18 protein-coding genes are annotated in these 14,995 nt (G+C 68.0%); 10 read left to right on the forward strand and 8 right to left on the reverse strand.

The window, feature by feature from the left end:
• Positions 1 to 46 precede the first annotated feature (46 nt).
• The gene (locus C8N44_RS08910; RefSeq protein ID WP_107975843.1) at positions 47 to 1,996 is read left to right on the forward strand and encodes an FAD-dependent oxidoreductase; all 1,950 of its coding nucleotides are present in this window, start codon (positions 47 to 49) and stop codon (positions 1,994 to 1,996) included.
• Here the strand turns inward: C8N44_RS08910 and C8N44_RS08915 are convergent.
• The 6 genes from C8N44_RS08915 to ispH all read right to left on the reverse strand — a co-directional run bounded on the left by C8N44_RS08915 (position 1,978) and on the right by ispH (position 6,672).
• The gene (locus tag C8N44_RS08915) at positions 1,978 to 3,279 is read right to left on the reverse strand and encodes an acetoacetate decarboxylase family protein (RefSeq protein WP_107975844.1); all 1,302 of its coding nucleotides are present in this window, start codon (positions 3,277 to 3,279) and stop codon (positions 1,978 to 1,980) included. The genes C8N44_RS08910 and C8N44_RS08915 overlap by 19 nt on opposite strands.
• A 145-nt stretch (positions 3,280 to 3,424) precedes the next feature.
• The gene (gene rnhA, locus C8N44_RS08920) at positions 3,425 to 3,886 is read right to left on the reverse strand and encodes a ribonuclease HI (RefSeq protein ID WP_107975845.1); all 462 of its coding nucleotides are present in this window, start codon (positions 3,884 to 3,886) and stop codon (positions 3,425 to 3,427) included.
• 42 nt (positions 3,887 to 3,928) lie between these two features.
• On the reverse strand, positions 3,929 to 4,381 hold the full coding sequence (locus C8N44_RS08925) for a DUF3429 domain-containing protein (protein ID WP_107975846.1): 453 nt from the start codon (positions 4,379 to 4,381) through the stop codon (positions 3,929 to 3,931).
• A gap of 112 nt (positions 4,382 to 4,493) precedes the next feature.
• Positions 4,494 to 5,108, reverse strand: a complete 615-nt coding sequence (locus C8N44_RS08930) for a LysE family translocator (RefSeq protein WP_107975847.1) — start codon at positions 5,106 to 5,108, stop codon at positions 4,494 to 4,496.
• The gene (locus C8N44_RS08935) at positions 5,105 to 5,578 is read right to left on the reverse strand and encodes a pyridoxamine 5'-phosphate oxidase family protein (RefSeq protein WP_107975848.1); all 474 of its coding nucleotides are present in this window, start codon (positions 5,576 to 5,578) and stop codon (positions 5,105 to 5,107) included. Before C8N44_RS08935 ends, C8N44_RS08930 begins: the two co-directional genes overlap by 4 nt.
• 131 nt (positions 5,579 to 5,709) lie before the next feature.
• Positions 5,710 to 6,672 carry a 4-hydroxy-3-methylbut-2-enyl diphosphate reductase gene (gene ispH / locus C8N44_RS08940; RefSeq protein WP_107975918.1) on the reverse strand — a complete coding sequence of 321 codons (963 nt, stop codon included), beginning with the start codon at positions 6,670 to 6,672 and terminating at the stop codon, positions 5,710 to 5,712.
• Positions 6,673 to 6,786: 114 nt separating this feature from the next.
• Here ispH and C8N44_RS08945 point away from each other — a divergent pair, with 114 nt between their 5' ends.
• Positions 6,787 to 7,215 (forward strand): c-type cytochrome, encoded by a 429-nt coding sequence (locus tag C8N44_RS08945; protein WP_107975849.1) that lies wholly within the window; start codon positions 6,787 to 6,789, stop codon positions 7,213 to 7,215.
• Here the strand turns inward: C8N44_RS08945 and C8N44_RS08950 are convergent.
• Positions 7,212 to 7,649 (reverse strand): YqaA family protein, encoded by a 438-nt coding sequence (locus tag C8N44_RS08950; protein ID WP_107975850.1) that lies wholly within the window; start codon positions 7,647 to 7,649, stop codon positions 7,212 to 7,214. The two genes, C8N44_RS08945 and C8N44_RS08950, sit on opposite strands and share 4 nt — an antisense overlap.
• A gap of 36 nt (positions 7,650 to 7,685) precedes the next feature.
• Positions 7,686 to 8,258 (reverse strand): LabA-like NYN domain-containing protein, encoded by a 573-nt coding sequence (locus tag C8N44_RS08955; protein WP_107975851.1) that lies wholly within the window; start codon positions 8,256 to 8,258, stop codon positions 7,686 to 7,688.
• A 179-nt stretch (positions 8,259 to 8,437) separates the two neighbouring features.
• Here C8N44_RS08955 and folK point away from each other — a divergent pair, with 179 nt between their 5' ends.
• From folK to fmt, 8 genes are all read left to right on the forward strand, one after another.
• Positions 8,438 to 8,983: a 2-amino-4-hydroxy-6-hydroxymethyldihydropteridine diphosphokinase gene (gene folK / locus C8N44_RS08960; RefSeq protein ID WP_244641045.1), complete on the forward strand. Its 546-nt coding sequence runs from the start codon at positions 8,438 to 8,440 to the stop codon at positions 8,981 to 8,983.
• Between the two features lie 99 nt (positions 8,984 to 9,082).
• On the forward strand, positions 9,083 to 9,436 hold the full coding sequence (gene rpoZ / locus C8N44_RS08965; protein WP_107975853.1) for a DNA-directed RNA polymerase subunit omega: 354 nt from the start codon (positions 9,083 to 9,085) through the stop codon (positions 9,434 to 9,436).
• 34 nt (positions 9,437 to 9,470) lie between these two features.
• Positions 9,471 to 11,609: a RelA/SpoT family protein gene (locus C8N44_RS08970; RefSeq protein WP_107975854.1), complete on the forward strand. Its 2,139-nt coding sequence runs from the start codon at positions 9,471 to 9,473 to the stop codon at positions 11,607 to 11,609.
• An 85-nt stretch (positions 11,610 to 11,694) separates the two neighbouring features.
• On the forward strand, positions 11,695 to 12,285 hold the full coding sequence (locus C8N44_RS08975) for a DUF2062 domain-containing protein (RefSeq protein WP_107975919.1): 591 nt from the start codon (positions 11,695 to 11,697) through the stop codon (positions 12,283 to 12,285).
• Positions 12,286 to 12,337: 52 nt separating this feature from the next.
• Positions 12,338 to 12,862 carry a peptide deformylase gene (def, locus tag C8N44_RS08980; RefSeq protein WP_107975855.1) on the forward strand — a complete coding sequence of 175 codons (525 nt, stop codon included), beginning with the start codon at positions 12,338 to 12,340 and terminating at the stop codon, positions 12,860 to 12,862.
• Positions 12,862 to 13,344: a peptide deformylase gene (gene def / locus C8N44_RS08985; protein WP_107975856.1), complete on the forward strand. Its 483-nt coding sequence runs from the start codon at positions 12,862 to 12,864 to the stop codon at positions 13,342 to 13,344. Before def (C8N44_RS08980) ends, def (C8N44_RS08985) begins: the two co-directional genes overlap by 1 nt.
• On the forward strand, positions 13,341 to 13,838 hold the full coding sequence (def, locus tag C8N44_RS08990; protein WP_107975857.1) for a peptide deformylase: 498 nt from the start codon (positions 13,341 to 13,343) through the stop codon (positions 13,836 to 13,838). Before def (C8N44_RS08985) ends, def (C8N44_RS08990) begins: the two co-directional genes overlap by 4 nt.
• 154 nt (positions 13,839 to 13,992) lie before the next feature.
• On the forward strand, positions 13,993 to 14,904 hold the full coding sequence (gene fmt, locus C8N44_RS08995; protein ID WP_107975858.1) for a methionyl-tRNA formyltransferase: 912 nt from the start codon (positions 13,993 to 13,995) through the stop codon (positions 14,902 to 14,904).
• Positions 14,905 to 14,995 lie beyond the last annotated feature (91 nt).

A 14,995-nucleotide genomic window follows, 5' to 3' on the forward strand; every position in this document is an offset into this window, starting at 1 on the left:
TCCCCCGGTGTTACTTTGCGTCAAAATCTTAACGATGGTGTGTTCCATGACAACCCCAAACTCGGAGGCCGACGGGCCCGGTCCGGCAATCAGGCGGTATCCCTTTGTGTCAACGGGGCGCCCGCACGTGATTGTCGTCGGCGGGGGTGTCGCGGGCATGACAACGGCACAGCGTCTGCTGGAACGTGGCCACGATGTGACCATGCTTGAGGCAAATTCCTATCTCGGCGGCAAGCTCGGCGCCCACCAGGAAGCCGACGAACGGGTCGAGCATGTCTCGGAAAGGTTCGGCTTCCGGCGCAGCCGCACGGAAAAGACCGCGCGCGAGATGGCGCGGCCCTTCGGCAGCGGCACATGCGCGCGCTGCGACATGCCCGGCTGCCGCTCCGCGCGCGAGACCGACTGGCACGAGCACTGCTACCACATGTACCTGAACTGGTATCATAATTTCTGGAAACTGGTGGAGGAGATCGGCATCGCCGACCGGTTCGAGCCGATGACCCGCATCAGCTATTTCACCGGTCCTCCGGGTTCGCCCCCGCTTCACGCCGACAACCCCGGCTCTCCCGGCACTGCCTGGCAGAACATGACCAGCGGCGTCGCCCCCGCGCCGGATGTCTTCCTGCACAGCGAGTCGATTCTCGACCTGCTGGCCAAGCCCGAGCATGCGGACCACCGGCTCGACCAGATTAGCGTCGCGGCCTTCCTGCGAGAGCTCGGCTACACCACGGCCAAATCGCGCCAAGCCTCGCACCAGGTGCTGGCCAAGGCCTTCGCCGCACCCACGGCGGTCGCCTCGGCCGCGTCCTACCGATCCTTCCTGAAATACGGGGCGCGTCTGCCTGCGCCCGCCATGTGGCTGCTCACCGGCAATACCGAAGAGGCGCTCTTCTCCCCGTGGCTGAAGGCCCTCTCGCGGCTTTCGGGAAAGTTCCGCATCCTCGACCACCGCGAGCCTCCGCGCGAGATATTCCGCCGCATCCAGGCCGAGAACGACGCCGAAAAGGCCGCCGAGCCACCCTCGGACCGCCCGGATTTCACGCTGATGCCGCTGACCGCGCTCACCGGGCTCGAGATCGACCCGGACACCAGCGACTTTCTCCTGCGCATCGCCACGCTCGATGGCTCGCCCTACGCGCAGCCCGCCCCGGGCCGGATCACCGCCGACAAGTCCGAGATCTGGCGTTTCGGCGGGCAGGTGGTGCTGGCGGTGCCGCCGCGCCAGCTCTCGCGGATCGTCTATGCGCGCGCCAAGGACGGCCCGGCCGACCGCGGCGCGACGCTTGCCGGCATCGACAACCGCCTTGCCCAGTCTCCGCGTCTGAAGGGCGCGCCGATCATGGTGCTCGACGTCTTCCTGCGGCACCCTCCGAAGACGCCGCTGCCCAAGGGCATCGTCATCCTGCTCGGCTCCCGTTACGAGATGAGCCTCTACGACAACAGCCAGCTCTGGCGCGACGGCAACGAGGACGACGCGGATCTGACCCAGATAAGCATCTGCGCCTCCGACGCCGACGGGCTCATGCCCTACATCGAACAGGAGGACGGCGGGCAGGTCATCGTCTCGCTCATGCTCGACGAACTGAGCCGCTACATCGACTTCGACCGCGAGACCGACATCGTGCCCTGCCGCACGCATCTGCAGACCAACGCCGGCGGCGAGCTCTTCGTCAACGCGGTCAACACCTGGCACTTCCGTCCAACCACCACGACCGAGGTTCCCGACCTCTTCGTCGCCGGCGATTTCGTCCAGACGCCCGTCGACGTGGTCACCATCGAGGGCGCGGCCATGAGCGGTCTGATGGCGGCCGAGGCGGTCCGGCGCCGCACGGGGAAGGGCGACCCGGTCGAGATCACGGTGCCCGACACGTTGCCCGGTCCCATGGTCGCCACCGCGGCCAACAGCCTGCGCCCCCTGGCCTATGCCGCGCGGGCGGTCTCCGAGACCGACACCACGCTGCGCCGCACCTTCAAGCGCTACTTCCCGGGCGAATAGGCTGGGGTCACCGGCTCCGGCGCCGCCAGCGTGCCGGTCATCCGGTCGGTCCAGCCGTTCGCCGCTGGCCGTCGCCGGTCGAGCCCGATGCCCCGCAGCGTCTCGCACAGGCAGGCCATGCCTTCCGAGCAGAGGCACCCGCCGCCGCTGCCCAGGGCCTTCGACCGGGGTAGCTCCAGTTCGACCTTGCCGCCGTACTGCGTCCCCTCGCGCTCGTTCGTCCTGCAGAGGCTGGCGCGCACGGGCTCGCAGGGGCCGCCAGGCTCGGGTCCGCGCTCGCGCATGGAATAGATCCCGCTACGCATTTCCTGGCTCCGGCCCCGGCCGAACCGCGGGAAGGTCATCGCCAGCACGTCGCCCCGCACGGCCTTGGGCGCCCGGACCAGCGCCGATCCGAAGCGCACCGCATCCGCGCTGTAGGCCACGTCGATGCGCGGCCCTTCGTGCGTGTCCCAGTAATCCTTCCGGATGCCCCAGACCCGCCGCGCCACCGCCAGCGACCACGGATCGTCGACAATCAGCCGCAGGAACATCTGCCCCGGATCGGGAAAGCCCGCGCCGCGCGGCGTCACCGTCAGTGTCAGGCCGATCTCGGTCAGCTTGCCGAAATCCGAGGTCCGGTAGTCCGTCGCCATCAGCGTCACCATCGCCGCGCCGCGGCCGACCATGACCGGTTCGAACGCCTCCAGTACCTCGGGCGGCTGGTGGCCCAGCTCCACCGCCTCGCGCATCAGCGCCTCGGCTGTCTCGGCCGGCACGAACCACGAGGCCCAGCCCTGCGAGGAATCGACGATCCGCGCCGGAAGCAAGATGCGGTCGGCAACGCCCGCCCGCACCCGGGCCATGTCCTCGTCGCCGCGGGTGGTCCGGGCCGCCTCGGCCAGCGCGTGAAGCTGTTCGATCGCGATTCCGGGGCGTACCGTGACCGACCCGCCCAGCGGCACCGGCGCCGAGGCGCAGAGCGTCTTCTCCAGCACCTCGGGCACCGCCGGGCGCGGCGCGTCGAGTGTCTCGACGGCGGCGGCTGCAGCCTCGGCGGGTGTCGCCATCAGCCCGGTCGCGAAATCGAGGCCCTCGCGCCCCGCCGTCTGCGCCAGCCTCTGCGGCGCCCAGGGGCCGACCAGCCCCTGCACCGCGGCACCGGCCAGCCGCTCGCAGGCGCTGCGCGACAGGCCGAGGGGCCGCTCCACCATCTCCAGCCCCAGCCGCGCCCAGGCCTGGTAGAGCCGCGCGGCATCCTCTGCGCTCACGTGGCGCGTCTCGAACCCGGGCCGCCTGGTCATCCTGCCACTCCCTCCAACTTGTCCTGCGGACCCTAGGGGAGTTTGCCCCGCGCAGCCAAGCCTGACCGTCACGCGCGGCATCCGACTGTGGCGCCCCGTCCCCGACAAGGCCTGCGAATGGGGCAGCGGAGGCCGGCTCCGCGCGTCAGCCCTTGCCGGGCTTGAACGGTGCCATGCCGGCGCGCGCCAGTTCGTCGGCCTTCTCGTTCTCGGCGTGGCCGGCGTGGCCCTTGATCCACTCCCAGCGCACTTCGTGGCGCGCCTGGGCGGCGTCCAGCCGCTGCCAGAGCTCGGCGTTCTTCACCGGCTTCTTGGCCGCCGTCTTCCAGCCGTTCTTCTTCCAGCCGTGGATCCAGCCCGTCACGCCGTTCTTCACGTAGGCGCTGTCGGTGATGATGGTGATCTTCGAGGGCCGCGCCAGCGTCTCGAGCGCCTGGATCGCGGCCATCAGCTCCATCCGATTGTTGGTGGTGGCTGCCTCGCCGCCCTTGAGCTCGCGCTCCTTCTGGACGGTCCCGCCCTCCATGGCACGCAGCAGCACGCCCCAGCCCCCGGGGCCGGGGTTCCCGGAGCAGGCTCCGTCGGTATAGGCAAAAAGCTCGGTCATGGGGCGGCTCTTGCCCGCGCCCGCGCGGGCCGTCAAGCGGGCTCAGAGCAGCAGCGTCACCGAGAGGCAGAGCACCACCAGCACGGTCAGCAGCACCCGCAGCTTCATCCACCACTGAGGCGCCAGCCCCCAGCGCCAGAACTGCCAGTCGAGCAGCAGCAGCCCGAGGTAGCCGGCGATCAGGTTGCCCGAGGCAACGACCGGCCCGCCGCCCGCCGCGACAAAGGCCCAGAGCGCCGGGATCACCGACAGCGCGTAGGCCACGCCCGCGCGGCGGCCCTCGACCTTGGTGGCGAAGCCCCAGAGCACGCCGGACATGAAGGCCAGGATCACCGCGCCGTAGAGCAGCTGCACGAAGGGCCCGGTGTAGCGCGGCCCGATGGTCTGCGTGGTCCAGATGCCCAGCGGCCCGTGCAGGTAGGTCAGCGCGCCCCATGCAAAGGGCAGCACCCCGGCAAGGCCGAGGATCAGGGCGGAGCGGGGGATGTCCTTCAACGGGGGCCTCCGTCTGGCAGGTGTCGGAAGCGAGGGGCTCTGCCCCTCGCGCTCCCCGAGGTATTTAGGGCGAAAAGAAGCGCAGGGCCACCGAGGGGACCGATGCGGTGCCTCAGGCCCGTTCGAGTGCAAGCCGGCCGGCGAGCAGGGCGAAGACCGCCGCGAAGGAGCGGCCCAGCCAACGCATGGCCCGTTCGGAGCCCAGCAGCCAGTCGCGCGCCCGGGCCGCGAAGATCCCGTAAAGCGCGAAGACCGCGAAGGTCAGCGCCATGAAGATGCCGCCCAGCAGCGTCATTTCGGCCGTGGCGCGCGCCGGATCGCCCGACAGGAAGGGCGGCAGCAGCGCCAGGAAGAAGAGCGACAGCTTGGGGTTGAGGATGTTGATGAGCGCGCCGCGCCGGGCGATCCGCCAGCCGGGCTCCTGCGCGGGGGCCGCACCGATCGACAGCGCGCCGCCCTCGCGCACCGCCTGCCATGCGAGCCAGAGCAGGTAGGCCACGCCCGCCCACTTGATCACCGAGAAGAGCAGGGCGCTGGCGTGCAGGACGGCGGCCAGCCCGAGGATCGCAGCCGCAAGATGCGGCACGATGCCGAGCGTGCAGCCGGCGGCGGCGGCCAGCGCGGCGCGGCGGCCCTGCCCGAGGCCGAGCGCGAGGGTGTAGAGCACGCCGGTGCCGGGCGCGAGGACGACCACCAGGGCGGTCAGCAGGAACTGGTAGGAGATCACGGTGTGTCCTTCGTGGCAGTGGCGAACTCGGGCCCGGTGCGGAAATAGCTCACGTCGTTGGTGAAGATGCTCTCGGGGCGCATCCGGATCAGCCGTCCGTCGGGGTCGTCGATCCGCGCGATGGTATCGACGAACCAGCGATTCCACTCCGGCTCGGGGCCAAGGTAGCGGTGCAGGAGCCGGCGGAAGAGGTCGGGGTCCATCGGGGAGATCTCGGCCCGGCCGCGAAGACCGAGGTGGCGCAGCACGCCGCCCGGGTTGTCGTATTGCACGATCTCGACCGCGACACGCGGTTCGGCCTCGATCCGTTTCACGGAGCTGCCCCCGCGATTGCCCAGCATCGACAGCACTGCGCCGTCCCAGTCGAACCAGACCGGGGCGTTGCGCGGGGCACCGTCGCCGTCCACGGTGGCGAGCATCGCCATCAGCGGCTGGCACAGCACCTCTTCTGGATCGAAGGGCCGGGGCATGAGCGCAGACTGTCAGGACCGTGCGCGCTTGGCGAGACCGAAAGCGCCAATCCCTGACGTTTCGTAAACGCGAGGCGATAACCCGTTGATTCTGCTTGGTCTGAAAAATGTCCCGGCCCGGGACATCCTCCTCAGGCGGGGATGCGCAGCACCCGCGGCACCTTGAACTCCACGTCTTCCTGCGCGGTCTCGACCAGCTCCACGGTGGTGTCGTAGCGGGCCCGGAACGAGTCGATGACCTCGTCGATCAGCGCCTCGGGCGCGCTGGCGCCCGCCGTGATCCCGACCGAGCGCACGCCTTCGAGCGACCGCCAGTCGATGTCGGCGGCCCGCTGGACCAGCTGCGAGTAGCTGCAGCCTGCCTTCCGGGCGACCTCGACCAGTCGCTTCGAGTTCGAGGAGTTCGGCGCGCCCACCACCAGCATGGCCTCGCAATGCGGCGCCGCGGCCTTGACCGCCTCCTGCCGGTTGGTGGTGGCGTAGCAGATGTCTTCCTTGTGGGGGCCGACGATGTTGGGGAACCGCGCCCGCAGCGCGGTCACGATGTCCACCGTGTCGTCGATCGAGAGCGTCGTCTGCGTCACGAAGGCGAGCTTGTCGGGATCGCGCACCTCGACCCCCGCCACGTCCGCGACCGTCTCCACCAGCAGCACCTCGCCCTCGGGCAGCTGCCCCATGGTGCCAACGGTCTCGGGGTGGCCGGCGTGGCCGATCATGATCATCTGGAGCCCGTTCTCGTGGTGACGTGCGGCCTCGATGTGGACCTTCGACACCAGCGGGCAGGTGGCGTCCACGTAGATCATCTCGCGCTTGGCGGCCTCGGCGGGCACGGCCTTGGGCACGCCATGGGCCGAGAAGATCACCGGCCGGTCGTCGGGGCACTCTTCGAGCTCCTCGACGAAGACGGCCCCCTTCTCGCGCAGGTCGTCCACGACGTACTTGTTGTGGACGATCTCGTGGCGCACGTAGACCGGCGCGCCCCATTTCTCGAGCGCCATCTCGACGATCTTGATTGCCCGGTCCACGCCCGCGCAGAATCCGCGCGGCGCGGCGAGGTAGAGTGTCAGCGGCGGTTTCGGGGTCGGCGTTTCCATATTCCCGAGGTAGTGGCTGTGCGCCGGGCCGTCCAGACCCACGCTTTCTTGAATTGGCTTCCACCTGCGGGAAGGCGGTCATATCTGTGCGACCATCTGCACGAGGAGACGGATATGAGACTGGCATTGGCACTGGCCCTGGTCGCGGGCCCGGCGTTGGGGGAGGGGCTTCTGCCCTACGAGGACGCGGAGCGTGTCGCCGAGGGCAGGGCGCTCTATGCAGAGAATTGCGCCTCCTGCCACGGCGCCGACCTTGAAGGCGAACCGGACTGGCAGACCCCCGATGCCGAGGGCTACCTGCCCGCGCCGCCCCACGACGAGACAGGCCATACCTGGCACCACCCCGATCCATTGCTGGTGCGGATCGTCACCGAGGGCACCGAGGCGATCGTCGGCGGCGACTACCGGTCCACCATGATCGGCTTCGGCGACATCCTGAGCGAGGAGGAGATCCTGAACGTGCTGGCCTACATCAAGAGCACCTGGCCGGACGAGATCCGCAAGATGCATGACGAAATGAACGCCCGCGCCAGCGGCGGTTAGGACATCCCCGCCGTGCCCCAGGCGAGCAGCACGTAACGCCCGGTCTTGGCCAGCGCGACCAGCGCCAGGAAGACCCACCAGCGCGTGCGCATGATCCCGGCGATCACAGTGAAGGCGTCGCCGAAGGGGGCCCAGCTCAGAAGCAGCGTCCAGACGCCCCAGCGCGAATACCATCGCTGGGCACGCTCCAGCTGCCGCTCGGAGGCCGGGAACCAGCGGCTGCCCTTCAGCCGCTCGGCGCCGATGCCCATGAAATAGTTCACCACCGCGCCCAGCGTGTTGCCGATGCTTGCCACGACGACCAGCGCGAGCGGACTGGCAAGCCCCTTCACCTGCAGGCCGACGAAGACGATCTCGGACTGGAAGGGCAGGATGGTCGCCGCCCCGAAGGCGGCAAGGAAAAGGCCGCCCAGAGCGGCGGCCTCATCCCACACGAGCGGCCCTCATCCCCATAACGGCCGCACGCCTGTTCACTTGCTTCCGGCAACCTCGAAGTTCCGCTCGGCCTGCTGCTCGCGCGGCGGACGACCGATGACTTCACGCAGCTCGTCGAGCTCGATGAAGTTGTCGGCCTGGCGGCGCAGTTCGTCGGCGATCATCGGCGGCTGGCTGCGGATGGTCGACACGACCGAGACGCGCACGCCCTGGCGCTGAAGGCTCTCGATCAGCGGACGGAAATCGCCATCACCCGAGAACAGCACGACGTGGTCGATACGGGGCGCGAGTTCCATGGCGTCGACGGTCAGTTCGATGTCCATGTTGCCCTTCACCTTCCGGCGGCCTTGGCTGTCGGTGTATTCCTTGGCCGGTTTCGTGACCATGGAAAAGCCGTTGTAGTGCAGCCAGTCGACAAGCGGACGGATCGGCGAATATTCGTCGTTTTCCAGCAGGGCCGTATAGTAGAAGGCGCGAACCATTTTCCCGCGGCGGGCGAATTCCTGCCGGAGCAGCTTGTAGTCGATGTCGAAGCCAAGTGATTTGGCTGCAGCATAAAGGTTGGACCCGTCGATAAATAGGGCCAGCCTTTCATCCTTGTAAAACATCAAAAGTCCTTTCTAATAATGGGACTTGGTACGTTCCGTGAGGTTCGTGAGTGTGAGTGGTGAGTGAGTGAGTTCCACGATCCCGCCGCTTAAGTTAGGCAAAGATCAAAGTCGATCAAGCTGATTGAGCTACCTGACACAAGAGGTCAACCATTTCCCCTACGTCGAAAACGTATCTTGTGGCTGCAGGTTCCAACCTCGGATCTGCCGAGGGTGACGCGTCCGAAACGCTGCGCGGAGGCTTCCTCGCGATGGCGACAGAGGGGCTGCGCCTACGCCGTCTCAGCCGGTTTTTCGTCACGCCCTGCTTTCCGCCCGGCGCGGGGCCCGACTACGTGAACGCCTGCGCCGCGGTGGACGGGCCCGCCGATCCGCGTGCCATGCTTGAGCGTCTGCATGCCGTCGAGGCAGCCTTCGGACGCCAGCGCGTGCAGCGCTGGGGGGCCCGCAGCCTCGATCTCGACCTGCTCGCGGCGGATGACACGGTCTGGCCTGACACCGCGACGCAGGAAAGGTGGCGCCACCTTCCGGAGGAGCGGCGCCTGCACGACGCACCCGACGATCTCGTGCTTCCACACCCCCGGTTGCAGGACCGGGCCTTCGTTCTCGTGCCCCTGCGCGACATTGCCGCGGACTGGAGCCATCCGCTTCTTTCGTGGACAGTGGCGGAAATGACGCAGGCTCTGGATCCTGTGGCCTTGGCCGAGGTGATCCCGCAAAGGTGAAGTCCCCGCCGGAGCACAGTGGGCGAATCATGCTTGTATTCCGGCCGCGTCAGCGTTATCCCAGCCTTTTCCAAGCCGATCCTCAGGAGGGAGCGTCACATGGCCCGCGTCACAGTGGAAGATTGCGTCGACAAGGTGCCCAACCGGTTCGAGCTGGTGCTGCTTGCCGCCCACCGGGCGCGCGAGGTGTCCTCCGGTGCCGCGATCACCGTCGATCGCGACAACGACAAGAACCCGGTCGTCGCCCTGCGGGAGATTGCCGAGGAAACCCAGTCCGCCGACGAGCTGCGCGAGCGTCTGATCGAGTCGAACCAGACCCAGATCGAGGTCGACGAGCCCGAGGACGACGCCATGGCCCTGCTCATGGGCGCCGAGCCCGACAAGCCGGCCGAGGACGACATGTCCGAAGAGAAACTGCTGCGCGCGCTCATGGAGGCCCAGGGCCAGGGGTGATCGCGCACCACGCGTCGAGGGAGAGTGGCGCACGATGATTGCCGCCGAAGACCTTGTCGCGCTCGTTCGCAATTACAATCCACGTACCAATGCGGACCTGATCCTCGCGGCCTATGATTACGGCCGCGAGATGCACGACGGGCAGATGCGCAAGTCGGGCGAGCCCTACTTCACGCATCCCGTCGCCGTTGCCGCGATCCTGACCGAGCAGCAGCTCGACGATGCCACCATCGTCACCGCGCTCCTGCACGACACGATCGAGGACACGCGCTCCACCTACCAGGAAATTTCCGAGCGGTTCGGCCGTGAGGTCGCGGACCTCGTGGACGGCGTGACCAAACTCACCAACCTGCAGCTCTCCAGCTCCGAAACCCAGCAGGCCGAGAACTTCCGCAAGCTGCTCATGGCCATGTCCAGGGATCTGCGCGTGATCCTGGTCAAGCTCGCCGACCGGCTTCACAACATGCGCACCATCCGCGCCATGAAGCCCGAGAAGCAGATGCAGAAGGCGCGCGAGACGATGGACATCTTCGCGCCCCTCGCCGGACGCATGGGCATGCAGTCCATGCGCGAAGAGCTCGAGGATCTCGCCTTCCGCGTGCTGAACCCCGAGGGCCGCAGCTCGATCATCCGCCGCTTCATAACGCTCCAGAAGGAAGCGGGCGACGTGATCCACCGGATCACCAGCGACATGCGTCATGAACTCGACGAGGCCGGGGTCGAGGCCGAGGTCTTCGGTCGTGCCAAGAAGCCCTACAGCATCTGGCGCAAGATGCAGGAAAAAAAGATCGGCTTCTCGCGCTTGTCCGACATCTACGGCTTCCGTGTCATCACCCGGACCGAGGCCGACTGCTACACCGCGCTGGGCGTGATCCATCACCGCTGGAAGCTCGTCCCCGGCCGCTTCAAGGACTACATCTCCAACCCGAAATCGAACGGCTACCGCTCGATCCACACCACCGTCTCGGGCCGTGACGGCAAGCGGGTCGAGGTGCAGATCCGCACCCGCCAGATGCACGACGTGGCCGAGACCGGCGTGGCCGCGCACTGGTCCTACCGCGACGGGGTCCGGGCCGAGAACCCCTTCGCCGTCGATCCCTCGCGCTGGATCTCCTCGCTGACCGAACAGTTCAGCAGCGAAGAGGACCACGAGGAATTTCTCGAGGCCGTGAAGCTCGAGATGTACTCGGACAAGGTCTTCTGCTTCACGCCCAAGGGCGACGTGGTGAAGCTGCCCAAGGGCGCGACGCCGCTCGATTATGCCTACGCCATCCACACCCGGATCGGCTCGGCCTGTGTCGGCGCCAAGGTGGACGGCATCCGCGTGCCGCTCTGGACCCGGCTCAAGAACGGCCAGTCGGTCGAGATCATCACAGCCGAGGGCCAAACCCCGCAGGCCACCTGGCTCGATATCGCCACCACCGGCAAGGCCAAGACCGCCATCCGCCGCGCCCTGCGCGAGGCCAACCGCGGCCGCTACATCAAGCTCGGCCACGAACTCGCCCGCGCTGCCTTCGAGAACGTCGGCAAGAAGGCCACCGACAAGGCGCTCGCCACCGCCGCGCGCACGCTGGGCGTCGCCGACACCGACACGCTTCTGGCGCGCCTCGGCAGCGCCGAGATCACCGCCCGGCAGGTGGTCGACGCCGTCTATCCCGACCTCGTCCCTGACGACGATTCCGAGGTCGAGGCCAAGCGCGCCGTCGTCGGCCTCGAACACGGCCAGGGCTTCGAACGCGCACCCTGCTGCCAGCCGCTCCCCGGCGAACGCATCGTCGGCATCGCCCATCGCGGCGAGGGCGTGCAGGTGCACGCCATCGACTGCACCCGCCTGGCCGAATACGAGGACGAACCCGAACGTTGGCTCGACCTCCACTGGGCCGAGGGCCGCCACCCCGCGGTCTATCCCGTTTCGCTCGAACTCGTGATCACCAACGACGCGGGCGTACTTGGTCGGATTTGCACATTGATCGGCGAGCGGAAGGCCAATATCTCGGACCTGCGCTTCCTGGATCGAAAGCCGGATTTCTATCGTTTGTTAATGGATGTAGAGCTAAGCGACGCGGAGCAGCTGCATTCGGTGATGGTGACCCTGGATGCGGAAAGCAACGTGGCCGCGGTGGCACGCCGCCGTGATCCGGGCCTGACGGCGATGCCCGACGCGGCCGAGTAAGCGAACGCAGCGAACTGGAAAGGGACGGGTCCCCGTGTTCAAGAGGCGCGACAGACGACCCTTGTGGCGTATCGTCTTCGAGGCGATGTGGCCCCGCGGCGGCTGGGGCCGCGCCGCGGTCTACATCAAGCACCGCGTCAACCGTCTGCCCGATCCGCCCGACCGCATCGCGCGCGGCATCTTCGCCGGCGTGTTCACCACCTTCACGCCCTTCTACGGCATTCATTTCTTCATCGCCGCCGGCATTGCGATGATGATGCGCGGCAATGTCATCGCGTCGCTGCTGGCCACCTTCGTGGGCAACCCGCTCACCTACGTGCCCATCGGGGTGATCTCGCTCACCACCGGCTACTGGATGCTCGGGCTCGAGGACGATCCCGAACACGGGGGGCTGGGCGAAAAGTTCGTCATGGCCGGCCGCGATCTCTGGGGCAACTTCGAGGCGATGTTCAACGACACCGAGGCCAACTGGTCGGCGCTGTCGATCTTCTATCACGAGGTCTTCTTCCCCTACATGATCGGGGGAATCATCCCCGGCCTGATCGCCGCCAGCGTCGCCTACTACGTCTCGCTGCCGCTCATCACCGCCTACCAGAACCGCCGCAAGGGCCTGATCCAGGAGCGGCTCGCCATGATCAAGAAGAAGCGCGCCGAGGGCGGTGGCGGCGCCGAGTAATGACGTCACACCCTCGCTTGCTCCAGAGCCCTCTTTTGCCTACATCAGCCCCATGAAACGGCCCATCCTCATCCATCCCGATCCGCGCCTCAAGAAGGCCGCGCCGCCCGTCGAGGACATCTCCGACGAGTTGCGGAAGCTGGCCGACGACATGCTCGAAACCATGTACGACGCGCCGGGCATCGGGCTGGCCGCGCCGCAGGTGGGCGTCTCGACACGCCTCATCACGCTCGATTGCGTCAAGGAAGAAGGCGCCGCCCCGCGTCCCCTGGTGATGTTCAACCCGCGCGTCATCGCCGCTTCGGACGAGCGCAGCACCTACGAGGAAGGCTGCCTCTCGATCCCGGATCAATACGCCGAGGTCGAGCGCCCCGCCGAGGTCACGGTCGAATGGCTCGACCGCGACGGGACCCTGCAGACCGAGGACTTCGACGGGCTCTGGGCCACCTGCGTCCAGCACGAGATCGACCACCTCGATGGCAAGCTCTTCATCGACTACCTCAAGCCGCTGAAGCGCCAGATGATCACCCGCAAGATGCTCAAGCTCAAGAAAGAGCGCGCCCGGGCGGCTGGCTGATGACTCGGCTTGCGGTCCTGCTTGATCCCGACCGGGCGCTGCGCACCATGTGCGAACCGGCCGAGGTGTTCGACGGCGCGCTGGGCGTGCTGGCCGTGGACATGCTGCAATCGCTCTACGCCGCGCATGGCCGGGGCCTTGCCGCGCCGCAGGTGGGCGTGACCCGGCGGCTGTTCGTCATGGACACCACCTGGAAAGAGGGCACGCCCGCGCCGCAGGTCTTCGTGAACCCCGAGATCATCGGCGCGGCGGAAGAGCTTGTCCCGCACGAGGAACGCTGCCTGTCGATCCCCGACACGCCCCGCCGCGTGGCGCGGCCCGCCTGGGTGGACCTGCGCTGGCAGGACCTGTCCGGCCACTGGCACGAGGCGCGGTTTGAGGGCTTCGACGCGGTCTGCGTGCAGCACGAACGCGACCACCTCGACGGGGTGCTCATCACCGACAAGCCCGATCCCGGACCCGGGGCCGGACCGGGGGTATGAGCCCGCGCCCCTTTGTCATGTGGCCCGACAAGCGGCTGCGCACGCCCGCCGAGCCGGTCACGGAAGTCACGGACGAGATCCGGACGATATGGGACGACATGGTCGACACCATGGTGGCCATGCCCGGCGTCGGCCTCGCCGCGCCACAGATCGGCGTGATGCTGCGCCTTGCCGTGGTCGACGGCTCGGATACGGGCGGGCAGGCGGTGCGGCTTGCCAACCCCGAGCTTCTCTGGGCTTCGGCCGAGATGCGCCCCCACGAGGAAGCCAGCCCCAACCTGCCGGGCGTCTCGGCCAAGATCGAACGCCCGGCGAAGGTACGCGTGCGCTACCTCGACGAAGGCGGCGCGCAGGCCGAGCGGGAGTTCGAAGGGCTCTGGTCCACCTCGGTGCAGCACCAGATCGACCACCTCGACGGGCATGTCTTCATCGACCGTCTGAGCCGGGTGAAGCGCGAGATGATCCTGAAGAGATTCCGCAAGGCGCGCCTCTGAGGCGGTCGTGCCTGCGGCGGGCGAGGCAGGGGCTCTGCCCCGTCGCCCGTTCCGGGCGACTCCCCGGAGTATTTGGACCAAGAAGAAGCGCGCGGGGCTTGCGATCCGGATCGGGCGGGGCCATGCCTGAACCCTGTTGAGCGGAGGGCCTGTCATGCGTCTGATCTTCATGGGATCACCCGATTTTTCCGTCCCGGTGCTGGAGGCTCTGGTCGAGGCCGGCCACGAGGTCGCCTGTGTCTACTGCCAGCCGCCGCGCCCGGCGGGCCGTGGCAAGAAGGACCGGCCCACCCCGGTGCAGGCGCGGGCCGAGGCGCTGGGCCTGCCCGTGCGGCATCCGACATCGTTGAAGGGCGCGGAGGAGCAGGCCGAGTTCGCGGCGCTGGGCGCCGAGGTGGCAGTGGTGGTGGCCTACGGGCTGATCCTGCCGCAGGCCATCCTCGATGCGCCCGAACGGGGCTGCCTGAACATCCATGCCTCTCTGTTACCGCGCTGGCGCGGGGCGGCACCGATCCACCGCGCGATCCTTGCGGGCGACGAGACGACCGGCATCTGCATCATGCAGATGGAGGCGGGGCTCGACACCGGGCCGGTGCTGTTGCGCGAGGAGACGGAGATCGGGACCGAGGAGACCACGGCGGAATTGCATGACCGGCTGAGCGCCATGGGCGCGGGGCTGATCGTGCAGGCGCTGGACAACCTCGGCGCGCTGGTGCCGGAGGCGCAGCCCGAGGACGGCGTGACCTATGCTTCCAAGATCGACAAGGCCGAGGCGCGCGTGGACTGGACGCAGGATGCCGAGGCGGTGTCGCGCCAGATCCGCGGGCTTGCGCCCTTTCCGGGGGCCTGGACGGAGCATGGCACCGACCGCATCAAGCTGCTGGGGGCGCGTGTGGTGCCCGGGGATGGCGCGCCGGGCGAGGTTCTCGACGACGCGCTGAGCGTGGCCTGCGGAGAGGGTGCCGTGCAGGTGACGCGCGCGCAGCGGGCGGGGCGCGGCGCGCAGGATGCAGCGACCTTCTTGCTGGGCCACAGGGTCCCGAAGGGCACCGTGCTGGGCGCCTGATCCGCCGCCTGTGCGGCTGCGCAGGGAGGCTGCGCTGTGGCCCTTGTTTGAGAAACCCCGGGCGCAGCCTAGGTTTCCTCTCAAGCGAACA

It is taken from the genome of Allosediminivita pacifica, from assembly GCF_003054175.1.
Lineage (GTDB): Bacteria > Pseudomonadota > Alphaproteobacteria > Rhodobacterales > Rhodobacteraceae > Allosediminivita > Allosediminivita pacifica.

Excerpts from the sequence above, each read along its gene's own strand:
- C8N44_RS08970 (WP_107975854.1), top strand. The coding sequence starts at position 9,471 with ATGATTGCCGCCGAAGACCTTGTCGCGCTCGTTCGCAATTACAATCCA.
- C8N44_RS08915 (WP_107975844.1), bottom strand. The coding sequence starts at position 3,279 with ATGACCAGGCGGCCCGGGTTCGAGACGCGCCACGTGAGCGCAGAGGAT.
- def (WP_107975855.1), top strand. The coding sequence starts at position 12,338 with ATGAAACGGCCCATCCTCATCCATCCCGATCCGCGCCTCAAGAAGGCC.
- ispH (WP_107975918.1), bottom strand. The coding sequence starts at position 6,672 with ATGGAAACGCCGACCCCGAAACCGCCGCTGACACTCTACCTCGCCGCG.
- C8N44_RS08935 (WP_107975848.1), bottom strand. The coding sequence starts at position 5,578 with ATGCCCCGGCCCTTCGATCCAGAAGAGGTGCTGTGCCAGCCGCTGATG.
- def (WP_107975857.1), top strand. The coding sequence starts at position 13,341 with ATGAGCCCGCGCCCCTTTGTCATGTGGCCCGACAAGCGGCTGCGCACG.
- C8N44_RS08945 (WP_107975849.1), top strand. The coding sequence starts at position 6,787 with ATGAGACTGGCATTGGCACTGGCCCTGGTCGCGGGCCCGGCGTTGGGG.
- def (WP_107975856.1), top strand. The coding sequence starts at position 12,862 with ATGACTCGGCTTGCGGTCCTGCTTGATCCCGACCGGGCGCTGCGCACC.
- C8N44_RS08955 (WP_107975851.1), bottom strand. The coding sequence starts at position 8,258 with ATGTTTTACAAGGATGAAAGGCTGGCCCTATTTATCGACGGGTCCAAC.
- C8N44_RS08910 (WP_107975843.1), top strand. The coding sequence starts at position 47 with ATGACAACCCCAAACTCGGAGGCCGACGGGCCCGGTCCGGCAATCAGG.
- rpoZ (WP_107975853.1), top strand. The coding sequence starts at position 9,083 with ATGGCCCGCGTCACAGTGGAAGATTGCGTCGACAAGGTGCCCAACCGG.
- fmt (WP_107975858.1), top strand. The coding sequence starts at position 13,993 with ATGCGTCTGATCTTCATGGGATCACCCGATTTTTCCGTCCCGGTGCTG.
- C8N44_RS08975 (WP_107975919.1), top strand. The coding sequence starts at position 11,695 with ATGTGGCCCCGCGGCGGCTGGGGCCGCGCCGCGGTCTACATCAAGCAC.
- rnhA (WP_107975845.1), bottom strand. The coding sequence starts at position 3,886 with ATGACCGAGCTTTTTGCCTATACCGACGGAGCCTGCTCCGGGAACCCC.